Source organism: Chitinophaga barathri, assembly GCF_003807585.1.
GTDB lineage: Bacteria > Bacteroidota > Bacteroidia > Chitinophagales > Chitinophagaceae > Chitinophaga > Chitinophaga barathri.
In genome coordinates this window covers 30,538-48,098 of the sequence record NZ_RMBX01000019.1, presented here as the reverse complement: position 1 = coordinate 48,098, position 17,561 = coordinate 30,538, and the positions used below count along the sequence as shown (strand labels likewise).

The 17,561-nt window shown below is 49.4% G+C and carries 4 protein-coding genes; all 4 read left to right on the top strand.

Annotated elements, in window-relative coordinates:
* Positions 1-10: 10 nt before the first annotated feature.
* Positions 11-8,458, top strand: a complete 8,448-nt coding sequence (locus EG028_RS26645) for an RHS repeat domain-containing protein (RefSeq protein ID WP_120519327.1) — start codon at positions 11-13, stop codon at positions 8,456-8,458.
* A gap of 578 nt (positions 8,459-9,036) precedes the next feature.
* Positions 9,037-10,344, top strand: coding sequence for a hypothetical protein (locus tag EG028_RS26640; protein ID WP_120519325.1), 1,308 nt, complete (start codon positions 9,037-9,039; stop codon positions 10,342-10,344).
* A gap of 44 nt (positions 10,345-10,388) precedes the next feature.
* The gene (locus EG028_RS26635) at positions 10,389-14,534 is read left to right on the top strand and encodes a tail fiber domain-containing protein (RefSeq protein WP_120519324.1); all 4,146 of its coding nucleotides are present in this window, start codon (positions 10,389-10,391) and stop codon (positions 14,532-14,534) included.
* A gap of 16 nt (positions 14,535-14,550) precedes the next feature.
* Entirely contained in the window at positions 14,551-17,517 is a 2,967-nt protein-coding gene (locus tag EG028_RS26630; protein WP_123864804.1) for a hypothetical protein, read from the top strand.
* The last annotated feature ends 44 nt before the right edge of the window (positions 17,518-17,561 follow it).

Here is a 17,561-nt window from a genome sequence, read left to right as displayed (position 1 = left end):
CCGATAACCTATGAAATTGTTCTTACATAAATACCCCGGTATCATTACCCTGTTGGTCTGTTTGTTACTGACCGCTTCTTCGGCTTCGGCCCAGAACCGGAAAAGTATTGTGCTGAAGAAAACGCTGGACGGCGCTTATAGCCAGCTGGCAAAGGATTCCGTCCTTGAAGTGTCCGACAGTGCGTTTTATAACCCTGCGCTGGCAGGAAAGCTGGATACGCCTTACAAGGTAAGGAACATCGTTACGTTCCGGATCAATGAATATTCGAACAAATATCTACCGGATAATTTCCAGGCCACCGCTTCCATAAGAGTGTATTATCACGGCCGCGGCAGTGTATACGATTCCGTTGACCAGTCGCTGGTGATCAACTACGATACCGCGCACCCGTATACGATGCGTAGCAGCTTCGTTTTCAACAGCGCTCAGAAGGTGAAAGTAAAGGTGCTGGACATTGCAGTGCCCGCCGGTATGCTGGAAGTATTGCAGCTCGACAATGAAATGGAGGTGCAGCCGGTGTACAAACTTTCCTGCACGGACGACGCGGTGCAGACCATCTCGTTCCAATCCCCGGCTGAACCGAAGCCGGATGAATTGCAGGTATACTGGCCGGTGGTGCAGGGCGCAGACGGCTACGACCTGGAATGGACCTATGTGGACTCCAGCACGCTTGCCTCCGGGCGTTTCGGTTTGCCGCTGAACGCAGCACTTGTTTTTGATAATAACACAACGAGGGTAAGTCTCGCCGAAAATACTTATGCCATTCCATTGATGTACGACGGGAAAGGAAAACTGTTCTTCAGGGTGAGGGCCGTGCAGGTACGCGAAAACGATCAGCGGGTTGAAACGGTGTGGAGTTCGCAGTTTGCGGGCGGTACCGGGGAATTCGAATTCGGTGGTCATGAAACAGGGCTGAACTGGCAATCGAACATCGTATTTGCGGAAGATGGCAAACGGAAGGTGGTCACTGAGTACTACGATGGCAGCCTCCGCGGCCGCCAGACCGTAACGAAAGACAATACTACCGGCACCACCGTTGTGGCGGAGAATTTTTATGACTACCAGGGCCGCTCAACCATCCAGGTGATGCCCGCGCCAACGCTGGACAGGATCATCAAATATACACCGCGCTTCAACAATGACATCAACGGTGCGGAATATGATAAAGACCATTACGATCTTATCAACGACGATGAAGAATATTTAACCGGCAGCGCTGCGCCAATGGGGAAAAGCTCCGGCGCCAATCAATATTATTCCGATAACAACCCGCTGAAATCCTCTGGTATCCATCAATTTATCCCCGATGGCGAGGGAAGAGCGTTTACGCAAACAGAATATACACAGGACAATACCGGCCGCATATCCCGCCAGAGCGGTGTAGGGCCGACTTTCAAACTGGGAAGCAACCACGAAACAAAATATTACTACAATTCCGCCACGCAGGAAGATCTCGACGCCATCTTTGGTACTGAAGCGGGACTTGCGTATCATTATTTCAAGAACACGGTGGTGGATGCGAACGGCCAGATGTCCGTAAGTTATCTCGATATGCAGGGCCGTACTGTGGCTACTGCGCTGGTGAGCTCACCGGAAAGCGCGGAACTGGACGATCTGCCTGGCAAAGAAGAGATTGTTGTCACAGATTCATTGTCCGGCTCGAAAAAGAATATCGTGCAGGAAACCGTTATCCAAAGCCACCATTCGCAGACAGTAGGCAAAGCGGGCACTTACCAGTTTAAATACCAGCTGGTTCCACCTGTATTTACCAAAAAGGACTGTAACAACAATACGATCTGTTACAGCGGCATCTACGACCTTCACATCAGGATCACAGATAATGTAAAGAACCTGCATCTCGGCGGAAGACCGTATGATACCATCATCCGCAATTTCCACCCGGACAGCCTGGTAACGGATTGTTCTGCCCCGCGGCCGATCAACGTGGAGTTTTCTCTTTACCTCGAAAGAGGCAGCTACGAGATCACCAAAACCCTTACGGTTAACCAGGAAGCGCTTGCCTATTACCGCGACAGCGTCTTTATGGCCTCCAACGTATGCACTACGCTTGAGGAAATGGTAGAGCAGGAAAAAGTGGAGCAACGTACCGCCGCGTGCGTTCCCGATTGCCAGACCTGCCTCGACGGCATCGGTGACTGGAACACTTACCGTGCGCGGTATATGAGTGAATCCGGAATTCCCGTGGCCGACACCGCAGCTTACAGGTCTGAAGCACAGGCCGCTTATAACAGCGCCATCGCCGCCTGCGACGATCTTTGCGATAAGACCAATATCATCGACAAGTTGCGGCAGCTCATGCTGCTGGATATGACCCCGCCTTCCGGGCAGTATGCCAGGCTTGAGGACCGGGCAAAAAAGTATTCCATTTTTTATTCGGAAGGAGCGGGTGTTACTCCGGTCTTCCAGCAGCCAGGCATCCTGTATACGGATGAGACTGGCAGGCGCGATACGGTGAACGATCCGCTGACCGGCGTGAGAAAGATCCCGCAGGAATTGACTGCTGAATCGTTTGTAAGCACTTTCAACCCATCATGGGCGGAAAACCTTCTCCGTTTTCATCCTGAGTACTGCAGGTTAGCAGAATATGAGAAATTCAGGCAGAGCGTGGACTGGGAAAAGAAATTTGAATCGACGGACACCTATTCCGAAGCGAAAGCGCTTGGTTTCCTGAATCCCACCAATCTTGATTCGGTGCCGTTCCCGCATGGAAATGACCCGTTGGCTGTAACCACCGCTTACCGCAATGCATTAAACGATTCGCTGAACAGGCCGTGGGCAAAGTTCTCCGCATGGAGTACAGCCGGTGCCCTGGTAAAATGCGATCTAAAGGATAATCAGTGTTTCTTCGACAACCGCAGGCCGCAATTCGCGATAGACAGCACAGCCATGTGCGCGGCGGACCGGGATATGGCCTGGAGGCATTTCAGGGGCATGTACCTGAACGCCAGGAAAAACATCATTGGCAAAGTGGTGAACGATGCGAGCTGCCCGGTTTCCACGAGGGATCTTGCGTTTAATTATGAGCCGCGTATTCAAAGCCCCGGCTACCTGATGTCGGAATCCGGCATAGGAAACATCACTGGCGGAAACATGTCTGAAGAAGCGTTGCGGCAAATGGCCAATGAGCGCGAGCAACAAATGTACAGTGATAACTGCGACGCATGGATCGCGGCATGGATACAGCAACTGGCGCCTTGCAACTATCCCGCGTCCGACATCAAAGATATTATCATCCCCCGTCTTAAAGAAGTGTGCCGCCAGGGTGCGGACCGTGATCATCCCCGCGGCGCGAGCACTGTGAAGCCTTCTTCAACCTACCGTTACAGGAGCTTCGAAGACGTTATCAATGAATATAATACACAGCACGGGATCACTAATTCCCTGCAGTGCAACCCGCAGCTGATCACTATGCCTCTTGCCTATGGCAAACAGCCTCCCGGCGGCGACAAGCTCAGCTACAACAAACCTGAGGACTGCGAATGCCGCACGCTGCAAGGCCTGAACCTGGAATACGGTAAATTGGCTACAGCAGCAGATACCACGCTGGCCGCCTACATCAACCGCACCAGAAAGGCCAACGTATCACAAACTAATCTGAATATCCTGCTGGATGCGTGTTCTCCCGGTGGCATGGCCGAGTGTCATTACCTGCCTTCACCAGTCGCGATCCCCGTGCTGATACAGTGCCGCACGGCGCCTCCCTGCGTGAGCTGCGAGGAAGTAAAACTTGTTTACGATCAGTACCTGGTAGAATATCCCGACATGACGCCGGATTATACCGTACTGGATTCTTTACAGCTGGCGAAAAATGATCTGTTCACCCGTTACATGAACAACCGTTTTGGTTATGGCAAACAAGGTTGGGAGTATATCGGCTTTATGGACAGCTGCGATGTACCGGGGCCGATTCATAACGAAATGGTATGCGTAGCGGGAGATTCTGCTTCGAGGAAACTGGTGAGCGCGTATACTAACGGCGGTAGCAATGTGATCAATGACATCCAGCGCACGGCGGATAATGGTTATATCCTTGCCGGTTCTACCACAGTGAGAGGCAGCGGTGGGAAAGACGGTTACATCATCAAAACCGACAGTCTCGGAAACTTCAGCTGGGCCAAAACTTTCGGGGCTGAAATGGATGATGAGTTTACAAGACTGAAAGTTACTCCCAATGGTAGTTTCATCATCACCGGCAGTACTTATTCCTATTGTTACGACAGGGGTGCGATAACAGTGCTTAAGCTGGATTCCTCCGGTAATATGGAATGGAACCGTGTGGTTGATTTTGGGGAAACACATGGCGGAAAAGGAACGGACGTCCTCCCGCTGAAGAACGGTCACTTCGCGTTCGCTGGTCTTCGTACGGCAACGGGCGTGAGCACGGATTGGGTGACCGGCGTGTTCAGTGCGGACGGTGAGCTGAAATGGATGAACCAGACCGGTTCTACTGCACCGAGACAATCGCTCAGTCTTCTGGAGAACGTGGATACGCTTTACGCGGCATCTTCGATTATGGACGGCGACAACTACGACGCGGTAGTGTTGAGGCTCGATAAAAATACAGGTGCGGCGCTGAGCTTCTGGCAATATGATCTGGAAGGCAGGGATAATATTTCGGGCAACCTGATCAAAACATCATCCGGTTATAAAGTAGCGATGGTGAACCTGACGGGAGCCGGTAGTACAAACGGCAACGGCGTGCTGATGGATGTTACGGGCGCAGGCGTGATCGCAAATATCACGAAACTGGAAAGCCCCGGCAGTCTTGATGCGCAGTCCTTCACGGTAACTCCTGCACTGGACGGCGGCTATTACGCCGCGCAGTCTTACCAGGACGTGTACTGGCACAAGCTGCGCGCGGACAATACCGTACAATGGACGAAGCAGTCCCGCAACGGCGGCACGGACCGCCTGCGCCGAATCTTACAGGACCCTGACGGTACGCTTGCAGGCGCGGGTGAATACAACGATCAGTCCGCCCTGCTGATGCTCGCCGGTGCGGACGGCCGCTCAGGCTGTAGCGATACGGCTTCCGCGCTGGGTTCTACAGATATCACTGTTTCCGGCATCCGCAAAACGATCGCTTTCCAGCAAACGTTGGCGCTTTCCAGCAGGCAGGTGAGCATGGTGAATATCATAGAAACAACGCTCACGCCGGACAGGCTGGTGATGAACTGCCCCGGTCTGGATACCTGTTATGCAGTGAACGACCGCATTATGCTCTGCGGCAATGCAGCGCCGGTATTCTTCCCCGTTGAACTGGAAAATATCACGAACTGCACAGACAGTACTTATTTCGCTGTAAGCGCCGGTTCTGTGAAGTATAACTATTATGTGGATTCGGTAACGAACGATTTTGTGTCCGGTTATGTACTTAAAGCGCTGGAGGCTGAGCGGCTGGAGAAGTTCTCCGTGACTTATACTTCCAGCGAATATCATTACACGCTATATTATTATGACCAGGCAGGGAATTTGGTGAAGACTGTACCGCCGGCGGGAGTGGTGAAGAGAAGGGAGCGTAGCTGGCTGGATAGTGTGGCGGTGGCGAGGAGAGCGGGTGAGCGGCTGGTGCCGCCGCATGGGATGGTGACGCAGTATAGGTATAATACGTTGAATAAGCTTGTGGCCCAGAAAACACCGGATGCAGGGATACATCATTTCTGGTATGACAGGTTGGGAAGGATTGCGGCGTCGCAGAATGCAGAGCAGGTGTTGACAAATAAGTATAGCTATACGTTATATGATGGGATCGGGCGTATTACAGAAGGGGGTGAGTTGACTAGTGGTAACCCTATGACTGAGGCCATATCCAGAAGTGTTGGTGAACTCGGTACATGGTTGACAGATGCAGGAAGTAGCAAGACTTATATCACCAGGACCGTTTATGATCTTCCGCATACACCGTTTGCAGGCCTTGCCTTGGATCAGGTAAATCTGAGGAACAGGGTTTCCTGGGCCGCTGTGTATGATAATGCATCGGAATTGGCGGCGGGAGACAGGGCTTCAGGATCGTTTTATAGCTATGATATTCTGGGGAATGTGAATACGTTGGTGCAGGATTATAATTCAAGGACTACTTCGGATGTATCTAACAGGTTTAAGAAAATAACTTATGAATACGACCTGGTAAGTGGAAAAGTTAACCAGGTAAATTATCAACCCGGGCAGGTAGATGCCTTCTATCACCGGTATAGCTACGATGCTGAAAATAGGCTTGTTAATACGGAAACAAGCCGGGATAGTGTTTATTGGGAGAATGAGGCATATTATCAGTATTTCAAACATGGCCATTTAGCGAGGACCGTAATGGGACAGCAACAGGTACAAGGTCTTGATTACACCTATTCTCTGCAAGGCTGGCTGAAAGGAGTGAATGCAACTGCACTTACACCGGATTTTGACATGGGCCAGGACGGTAAGGCCGGTGGGATCACTGCGAGAGATGCTGTGGGGTTTGCATTGAATTATTATGGAATTGGAGACTATCAGTCCGTAAATTCGCTGAAACAACCCTTTGCGCAGTTCAGTGGATTTAAACCGCTTTACAACGGGAATATCAGTGCCATGAGCGTGAATAATCCAAAGGCTGGCGAGGCACTGCTTTATGGATATAGCTATGATGTTCTGAACCGAATTACACGGCTTGATGCTGCCAAAGGGCTCACCCCGGTGACAAATACCTGGAATCCTATCGCAGTTTCTGACTTCGCTGAGCGAATAACATATGACCCAAATGGAAATATTTTGCGCTATATCCGGAACGGGAATCAGACATGGGCAAATATGCCGCTGGAGATGGACAAATTGCACTATCACTACCTTTCCGGCACCAACAGATTAGGTTATATAACAGATTCTGTGCCATCCAATGCTTATGATGAAGATATTGACGAACAATTGCCTTCCAACTACAGTTATGACCAGGTCGGTAACCTTACACAAGATCAGCATGAGGGAATTACGGTAGAATGGTTGCCTATGGGGAAGATCAAAAAGGTGCTCAAAGGAGATACGCTGAGTATCACATATAGATACGATGTGGCCGGCAACAGGATCAGTAAGCTGGTAAACGGGGTAGAAACCCGTTATATCCGGGATGCAAGTGGAAATGTTATGAGCATTTACGTTGAAGAGGATAATAATTATAATAATGGTAAACTGACGCAGCGGGAAGTACATCTTTATGGCAGCAACAGGATCGGCCTTTCGGAATATTCAACAAATGTAGAGGACGGAAGCATGGGCGGGACAATAGTTTTGCCTAATTTAGGGACCGGAATTAATAGTAATTTCAGAAGGAGAGAAAAGATATTTGAATTAAGTAATCATTTGGGTAACGTACTGGCCACTGTAAGAGACAGTAAAGCAGCTGTGGACAATGGCGCTGGTGTGATCGATTATTATGTGGCTGATGTTCTTTCTGCGCAGGATTATTATCCATTCGGTATGCAAATGGTCGGCCGGAGTTTTTCATCTGGTAAGTATCGTTATGGGTTTAATGGGAAGGAGAACGACAACGAAATCAAAGGTGAGGGGAACCAGCAGGATTATGGGATGAGGATTTATGATCCGAGGATCGGAAGATTCTTGAGTGTTGATCCGCTAACGAAGAGCTTTCCATTTTATTCACCGTACCAATTTGCAGGAAATAAACCAATTTGGGCCGTGGACTTAGACGGAGGTGAGGATAAATGGTACATGCGGGTATGGAATAGTGGGCCGAATCAATTGTATAGCTTGTCTTATGATATCGTAGAAGGTAATATTAGTAGTTTCGTTCTGTTCGGTAGCGGTGTCGTCATGCCAATCGTTAATCAGGCTCACGTAATCTGGAAAGAAGGGCCACATCCAGGAGGAGCATATGATCCAAATAATAATTTGAAATGGGCAGTACCTTACAAATTTAAGTTTAAGGGGGTGGGTATGGAACTTATTTCTCAAGAACATCTAATGTATGGAAAGATTACACTTGATGAAGGAAAGGAGGTGATCGGAGCATCGGTTGATGTATTCCTAACAGGATCGCCGAAGGTGTTGATGCCTTTCAGCATAAGCAATAAATTGCTCAGAAAAGTAGCTGATGAAAGTGCAGACGCTATGGTGAAAGAAATAATTATTCCTGATGCCATCAGTGGAGCTATAGAGACGATACAATTACCACCAATCACACCCGTTGGAGGTGAAGGGGGCACCGTACCAAATCAAACAGAAGCCGCTCCAACTGTTCAACAGCCGGGAGTGTTGGTGAAGCCATTGTCAGGTCCTGCTCCAAATGAAGTTGTGCCCAAGCGGGATATAACCAGATTGGACTTGTTTCCATGGATGACAAACGACGAGGGCCAGAAGGGAAATCAATCGAACTCACAAACCGGAGTTCAAAACAGTCGTTCACCGCATGCAGCACATGCGCGACGACAACGAGAGAGGGGGAATTGATTAAAAGCTAATTCAATTATTTATGGATGTTATTTTGAGAGTATTAATAATGGTTGTGCTAAGCTATCCTGGCGCATTTATAGTCTGGTTGTTTAAAAGACGCAAGAAAAGCTTTAAAGAGATAAAGGAAGAAGGTAGTGCTTATACACATGCAATGATTACTTCATTGTTAATTGGGTTAATTGCGGTATTGATAGAGTGCTTACGAGCCATTTTCTAACATATGGCTCTATTGTTGGTTTTCAGACTAGTGCCGGCGAAAATTATATATGGAATGAAAGGCCAAATGGTATATTAACCCAGCTGGAGCAAAGTCTTGTGGGCGAGAGATGAGAGTAAGCTGACTTGTGCCGTCATCGGAAATAGGAGAAGTTTTAGAGATGATATAACGTACTAAAACGCAGCCCTTCCGGGTTGAGTTTTTTTATTTTGTGTTACCTTATCCTTGCTATGAAATTATCATAATAGGGCTAATATTACGGAGCAATGATCCAAATTTCAATTAACAAAAAAAACGATTTACTGAATTTAACCTGATCTGAACAATAGAAAACTAGTTAGGAAAAAGTAATTACAGAATGAAACGTATCCTATCCCTGATACTTTTGATATCCGGAGCATTCACCTCCGCCACCTATGCCCAGGACCATCTCGTCACCCATCGCTTCATACGCGACAAGGTAACAGAGGGGTATTTCCAGCAAAAAGCCGGAACCACCATCCCCTTGGATGACTATTGCATCAACGCCACCGAAGCCAAAACATGGCTTCATTTGGTGGAAAATATGCTGCCAGCGGAACCAACCCGCATGCCCTGGTGGAGCGAACTGGTTCCCGTACCGAAAGTAACGCCTTGTGGAGCATATTTCGACCCGGCTTGCCAGGCGGATTACGAATCTTATGGCGCCTGCGGTGCCTGGTTATATCAGCCCGGCTTCAATGTGAATTTTAGTTCCTTTAACAGGGCACGGATCGGAGGAACCACGAATCTTCTGTGGATCCCGTCCACGGCGCTGGCCGCCCAATATTGTTCCACACCGCCGGTTACACAGCAATCAGGGCTGATGATGCAGAGCATGGCTCAATTGCCGGCCGGCGACACAGTGTTGAAATCCCAGACCTTCGGCGCCACGTCCATCTGGGGAGGAGCATTGAACCGTTGCGGCGTGTGGGCCTGCGATAACACGGTGGGTACAGCAGTTTGGATGTCTGTGAGCGGAGTTTTTACAGCTCCATCGGCAAAAACATATTACATAGGAGTAGGCGCGGACAACCTGTTTGAATTGTATATCGACGGCATTTTGATTGCTGCCATGAATGATCCCGTAGTTGCTTCGGAGGAATCCTTTTTATTATGGCATATTCTTCCTGTTTCGCTCACTGCCGGTTCTCATACCATTGAGTTAAAAGCCCGGAATACACAGCCGGGCCCTGCCTCGTTGGGATGTGAGGTTTATAGTAATACACCCGTAGAAATTGGCAACGCTACAAGCGTGGATGACCTGAATATTCTGTTCACCAGCCAGGCTTACCGGGGACAGTCCATTTGCCGGAGCGGGCCTATAACACCTGTTATCCGTTCGGTAAAGGCGACAAACTTAATGCCTGCTTTTACCGCGACCTGTTTTACCAGCATTCCCAACTTTAATAATTTCAGCCTGGGTGGATTTCTTTGCCCGGGAGGAACGCAAACGGGGACCTATACCAACCCAGTTTCCTATACAACGATATCTATTTCCTGTGACTGGCCGGCATATTTGCATGTATTGGTCAACAACGAAATAGTAGAATCGATTATGGTAGATGATACGGGAGACTATTATGTGGATCTTTCCGCTTACCCGCAAAGCCACTACGAATTCAGGCTGGAGCCGAGACAATCATGAAACAGTAACAAAATATAAATTATTAATTCTTAGTTCTTATACCCATGATGAAAATTAATTGGCTGTTGGTTCTCCTTTTGCTGTGTGCAGGCCAGTCTTATTCCCAGCATGTATACCAGATACGTGCGGACAGCGTACGTATTTACAACGTTTGCGACACGGCGGAGCTGATCATAGAGAACCGCACCCGTGGGGTGGCCGGTTACCTTTACAATAAAGGCAACGGCCGCACGGAGTTCCGGCGCATCAGGCTCGAAACGGTGGGCAACAACCAGATCGCCATCACCGGGCAGGATACGCTTAACCTGTCCAGCCTTTCGGGCATCGGGGGAGTGGATACTATTTACCGCAGCGGGGATAATATCCTGTATGTGAAAAAAGGCGTGACCTATACGATCAATGCGCCCATCGTGCAGCCGGGCAGTTTCGTGCAGAACCAGTTTACTTCCGCACAGGCAGGGAACCTGTGGCTGACGGGGATAGTAAGGGGCAACAACAGGCTGGATGTTCCAAAGGACGGTTCAAACGCTTTTGCAGTTGCTACAACTCCGCATCTGCTGTTGCAAAATGCAGCAGGTTCGAGAGGAGCAGGTTTACAGTTAAACGGAGATGCAAATCCAGGCCTTGCCACCTGGCTCCACAACGGCACCACATGGATGAAACGACTGGAATTATTGTCAAACGGGGATATCATCAACATAGGCAGTGCCGCCAATCTTTCTTTTAAATCCGGCACCACGATAGATTTCAGCAGGAACGGGGCGAATTATATCGCAGCATCCGATGTAGCGGGTTACCTGAATTTTATTACGGGAGGTGCTGCCACGGAAGAGCTGAATGCTGCGCTGACGCTGGGTGCGAACAAAGATGCAACTTTCCGCGGACAGGTCAGCCTTACGAACATCCCGGCACAAAGCACTACTGCTTCTAATTACCTGACTTCCAATGGTGGAGTGGTGAGCAGCCGTACACCGGCGCAACTGCTGGCTGATATCGCCGCAGCGTCTTCTGCGAGGAGCATCATCGCCGGAACAGGGTTGACCGGCGGCGGCAACCTCACGGCGGACAGGACTATCTCGGCCAACTTCGGCACGGCCGCAGGCACTATTGCACAGGGCAATGACAGCAGGATACTGAATGGGCAGACTGCATTCGGATGGGGCAATCATGCTTCGGCCGGATATCTGACCACAGCCACAGGTGACGCGCGTTACCCCTTACTTACCGGCAGTTATGCAAATCCGTCGTGGTTAACTTCGCTTGCATGGGGCAAGATCACCGGTGCGCCGGCTTCATTTCCGACCAGCAGCAATCTTTCTACTGTTCTCACCAACGGGAACACGGCTGTCAATAATATCACACTGGGCGCGGCCGGAAACACCAATGCATATACGTATAGGGTACTCCGAAATATAGGCTCAGCCGAAAGGGACGGTTTTTTATCCGTTTCCGGGAATTCAGCGGTAGGTTATGGTGTGATGATAGCCAACAACACCGGCGCAACATCCCGCGCACTTTATGTGCCGGACGCCGGGAATTCTGCTTATTTCTCGCCCAACGGTTCAATTAACATGTATGAAATGTGGCACTCCAGCAATCACCCGGCGGGAATTGCGAATAATTCAGCTTTGACGGGCGCTTCAGTATATTCCAATATCGTTACGAACAGCGCGGGACATTTATCGGCTTTAACGACAAGAACGCTCGCGCCTTCCGATATCGGAGCTGTCAGAAGCACTGCCCCCGCCAATACAACCTGGAACGCCTTCAACGGTACCACCACGGCGGCATTCAACGAATCCAACACCAATGCGCCTACAGGCGTGGCATACTTTGGATTGAACATCCCTTCATTAGACGCGACGTTCGGAGCACAGCTGGCTTTCAGATCCGGTACCGGTTACTTCAGGACCCTGGAAGCGGGAGCATACGGCTCCTGGATGCAATTGGCCGACCGCGCGTGGGTTTCCGGGAACTTTGTACCCACAAGCGGTTCAGGTAATTATATACAAAATCAAAATGTTTCTGCTCAAGCCGCCACCTTCAGATTAAACGGTGCTGCTGTGATGCAAAAAGATGGTTTAGCCACCCTTTTGCCAAGTTTTTTATTATATAACGCAGCAGGTACAAGAGGAGCTAATTTTCAGCTTAATGGTGAAGCAACGCCGGGATTTGATACATGGCTACATAATGGCACTTCATGGATTAAAAGAGGTAGTTGGAATGCTACGGGTGGGCATTTGACCATTTATGGCGATGCCGGGGAGGCCCTGAATCTAACGAGGTTGGTTAATTCGGTTTCTGGTGCAACAGGCGGTCTTAGATTCAACGCTTTAAATAGCTCTTCCGCTGAAGTTTCATATGCCCAGATCTGGGGTATTATTGCAGGAAATACTGCGGGAAGCGAAACGGGTCATTTAGGTTTTAATACACGAAATGCCGGAGTGGTAGGTGAAAAAATGCGTTTAACGAATACAGGTAATTTACTGATAGGAACCGCAACAGATGACGGGAGTAATAAATTACAGGTACAGGGCGGGATCAAAGCTTTAAATGGCAACATTATAAGCACAAACGGGACAGTAAATGGCACATTAACCCATTCGGCAACTGAAGTAATTTTGGGCGCTGTTTCTAATCATGATGTAGTTGTCAGAACTAATAATATCAACAGGGTTAGGATCAATACGGCAGGCACCTTCGAAATTGCCAATATTCCCGCGCAGGCTACCGCAGGTACCTTATTCCTGACTTCCAATGCCGGAGTGGTGAATAGCCGCACGGCCGCACAGGTATTGACAGACCTTGGGGCCGCTCCTTTAACCGGCTCTGGTAACTACCTGCGCAATCAGTTTAGCGCTGTGCAAACGGCGGATGCCTGGATCACCGGATCTCTCCGGGCGGACACCAGGTTGTTAAGCCCCGAATTACTAGGCGTAGGAGCAGGTGGAGCAAGCGTGATCGGCAACAGTACTACTGGCGCTTTACAGCTGATCGGTGGCGCAACCGGTGCCACGTCAGGCAGGGGGGCGCAGATCAACTTATACGCAGGCGGTCATACCACTGGTCTTGGCGCCATGACCTTTTTTACAGGCTCAGGCTCTGGCGGAACCATACAGCCAGAAAGAATGCGCATAACCCCGTCAGGCGCAGTGGGCATAGGTACGGCCAATCCTTTATTCGATCTGCATGTACAAAGCGCCACCGCCAACGGCATCGCTATTCAGAATACCATAGCAATGGCCACCACATCAGGAGCTTTTATGAGAATGTATAATTCAGGTGTACCCTCAGCGGTGGACCACCGCCTGGGAGGTTTGCTCTGGGGCGCAAACACGACGGGCAGCACCTACGCTGTAGGCGCACAGGTACAGGCAGCCGCTGAAGGCGCATGGACAAGCGGTACTTCTCACCCCACCTATATCAGTTTCCAAACAGTATCCACCGGCATCGCCCTGTCAGAAAAGCTCCGGCTGAATTCTACCGGCATGATAGTGACCGGCAGTGCCAGGATCAACAACGGCGGTATAAACGTGCCCACCGGCGGCCTGACTTTGGGCTCCACGGCAAACACCACCGCCTATAACCTGGATATCATCCGCAACATATCCTCCGTGAACTATACTGCCCGCCTGAACATAGGCGCAGCCGGACAGGCCGTACTGACAGCTTCAAACGGCACGGCAGCTTCGGATAAAAGCATCTATCTCAATTTCAGCGGGGATCCCGCATATTCTCCCAATGGCGGAACTACTCAACATACGCTCTGGCACGCAGGCAACCAGCCCGTAGCTACTACGGGCACAGCCAATACGCTCGCAAAACGGGATGCAAGCGGCGCTGTATATGCCACCGGGTTTTATCAATCGTCAATGGCAGCGCTGAAAGACAATATCGAAGATTTTACAGCGCCTGCATTGCCGCTTATCAACGGTCTTGCCATCAAACAATTTACCTACAAAGCAGACAGAGGCAACAACATTCACTTCGGCATCATCGCGGATAATTCCGACTGGCATTTTTCCACGAAAGACCACGACAGGTTTGATACAAACAGTTCACTTGCCATTACCATAAAAGCCATGCAGGAGCTGAGCCAGGAAAACGAGCGGTTGAAAGAGCAGGCGAAATCGATGGAAGAAAGGCTCTCTAAACTGGAGAAGTTAGTAGAACAACTATCGGACAAATAATAAATTCAAAGACCCTATGAAAAAGATCCATTGGCTGTTGAGCTTGTTACTATTCCCTATGACAGGAGCATTTGCCCAGCACGTTTACCAGATCCGCGCAGACAGCGTGCGCATTTACAACGTATGCGACACGGCGGAGCTGATCATCGAGAACCGTACGCGGGGCGTTGCCGGTTTTCTTTACAACAAAGGGAACGGCCGCACGGAATTCCGCCGTTTGCAGTTGGAGACCATCGGCAACAGCCGCCTGGCGATCACCGGGCAGGATACTATCGATATCAGTACGATGGCCGGGGGGATTGATACCGTTTTCCGCTCGGGAGATAGCATCCGTTACCGGAAGCTGGGAACGGAATATGCTATCAATGCGCCGCTGCCGGTGTATTTTAGCATCCCTTCGGAAGGAGAATATGGCTACTATCAGTTCCCTGTGAGACATATAACAGGCTTCGATGCGTATAATTCGCCGGACATGCCATTGGTATCCGATCAGGCGCTGACGAATCCTGGTTCTGAATCTTCTTATTACACAGGTCACGTGGTAAGCAACGGATCTGTCGGTTACCAGATGGCGGTAAATTGGGACGGTGAATTGACCGGCCCGAAAGGCGTGTTCGTAAGAACGAAGGACGATACCAAAACCACGTGGAGCGTTTGGCGGGAACTGCTTTTCAAGGATTATGCGGATAATAAATACCAGCTTTCGGGATCTGGTGGAGGAGGGCAGGATACGGTGCTGGGCAACAGTGAACTTAAATTCATGGTCACGCCTTCAAAAAAATCATTCATTACAGGGCCGTATGACAGCGTTGCAGGGACAGGTAACGTGGGTATCGGGTATAACGCCAGAACACCGGGCTTCAATTCCGTTGCGATTGGTAATGGTGCTTCAACGAATGTGGACGATGGCCTGCAACAGGGATCAATTGCAATTGGCACCAATGCCAGAACACCGATGGCGTCATCTATAGCGATTGGGCTTAACACTTCAACTACCGGTCGGGCTTCTATTGCAATAGGACAAGGAACAAGGACTGTCATGGGCGTTGCCATTGGACGTGGTGTCAGGGATGATGCCGAAGAAGGTGTTGCAATCGGGCATAGCATTTCTACAATCGGAAGCAAGAATATTCTGATTGGTCAGGATTACAGGCTGGAAGGCCAGTATAGTATGCTACTGGGATCAAATTTGGGAATTAATCCTGATACGATCAGGGGAACAGCAAAGTTTTTTGCCTTTTTCCAAAATGGATTCGATTTCCAGTCAGATTCATCCTTTTCTGTGAGCAAAATGATTTATAAAAACCGTCCGGAAAGAACTACTTATTTCAAAGCAGCCCCGACAGCTACTTCGATCGGAGCATCCAATATCGCGCAAACCAGCCGTCTGAACGTAAACGGCAGCATGGCGCTTCCCATTAAAAAGGTCGCAACACCGTACACGCTCACCGCGGATGATTACAATGTGGTTTCCACTGCCGCAGGTATACTTACATTACCCAGTGCGGTAACGGCCATTCAAAGGGTGTATGTTTTGAAAAATGCTTCCCCGGGCATAGTTACGCTGAATACAACTGCCTCTCAAAAAATCAAGAACCTGGATGCGGATATTGCTGTCAGCATATCCATTCCAACTGGTGAAAGCCGCACGCTGCAGTCCGACGGCACAGATTGGGTTGTGAAAGATGTGCCGGCGCCACCAGTAGTTACTCCGCCAGCAGGATCAACCGGATTGCTGCAATTTAACAACGGCGGAACTTTTGGCGCATCTCCCAGCCTCAAATGGGAAGAAGGTACCAAAACTTTAAACCTGGGCACCAGTTCAATATTTGATAGTTGTAAGATCAACATAGGCGGCAGTCATCCTTCAGTGATTGCGGCATTGAATTCTGCAAGCGGTAATTTTAACATTACAGGCAGCAAAAATGTTACTGCTACTGCTGGTCAGAATATGACGATGAATGGCAACCATCTGCTCACGCTGAATACAACCAACTCCAATGGTACAATCAGGCTGAATCAGAATGGAGTTGAAAGGTTAAGTGTGTCGAGTTTGATATTGATGAAGGGTGTTCAGATATTAGGGACCGCCGATAACAGGATTACGTTAAGCAGCCGCGGGGCTTCTCTGAGTATTGATTCTACATTTTCATTGTATGATGCGGCGAATAATGGGTTATACCTTTCTTTAGATCAAGGAGTTAATTTGAACAGCAATTCTTCGATGTACATCGCCGGATACACAGATGTTACTTTGGAGGGATATGAAAAAACTAATATCAGTGGAAAGAAGATCAGCATAAATTCGGGAGATTATTTTGAGGAGCGAATCTCGATAAACGAAACAGGCGAAGTCGGCATCGGCACCGGCACTCCGGCTTACAAGTTGGACGTTGCCGGTAAAGTGGCTTCAAACAACTCTTTCTTGTTAAATAATGTTTCTCCTCTCTTTAATAGTTATACCCCCGCGTTTGAAGCAAATTTTAAGAATACAGGTGGGAGCCCCTGGAAAATTAATCTTCAGCCTTCGAATTTTGGCGGCACTCCGGGTGCAGCTATCTATATACAGGAAGTTGGTGGAGGTGGAAACGAAGTGAAGTTCCAGTTTGCCGGTAACGGAGAACTGGTGGTTCCGGGCAATGTTGCTGCTGCTGGCGGTGTATTTAACGGGAATATCGTTGCAAAATCAGTCAAGATCGATGCAAGGGTTATATCGGCCTCTACTTCCCTTGATCTGAATTATAGTCTTATTGAAGCAGACAACAGCGCCGCAATAACGGTCAATCTGCCATCGGCAGGTAACAGCAAAGGTGTGGAATATACCATCATCAAATCTTCCAACAATGCTCATGCCGTTACAATTCAGGCGGCCGGCTCGGATTCGATAAACGGCAGTGCTGCATTCACCCTCGCTGCGCAATGGAAAACGGTGACCCTTTGGTCTTCCGGTGGCTCGCGGTGGCTGGTCAAGTATTCAAACTAAAAGATATAAAAAACAAACTCCGGTCCCAAAGGACCGGAGCTTCT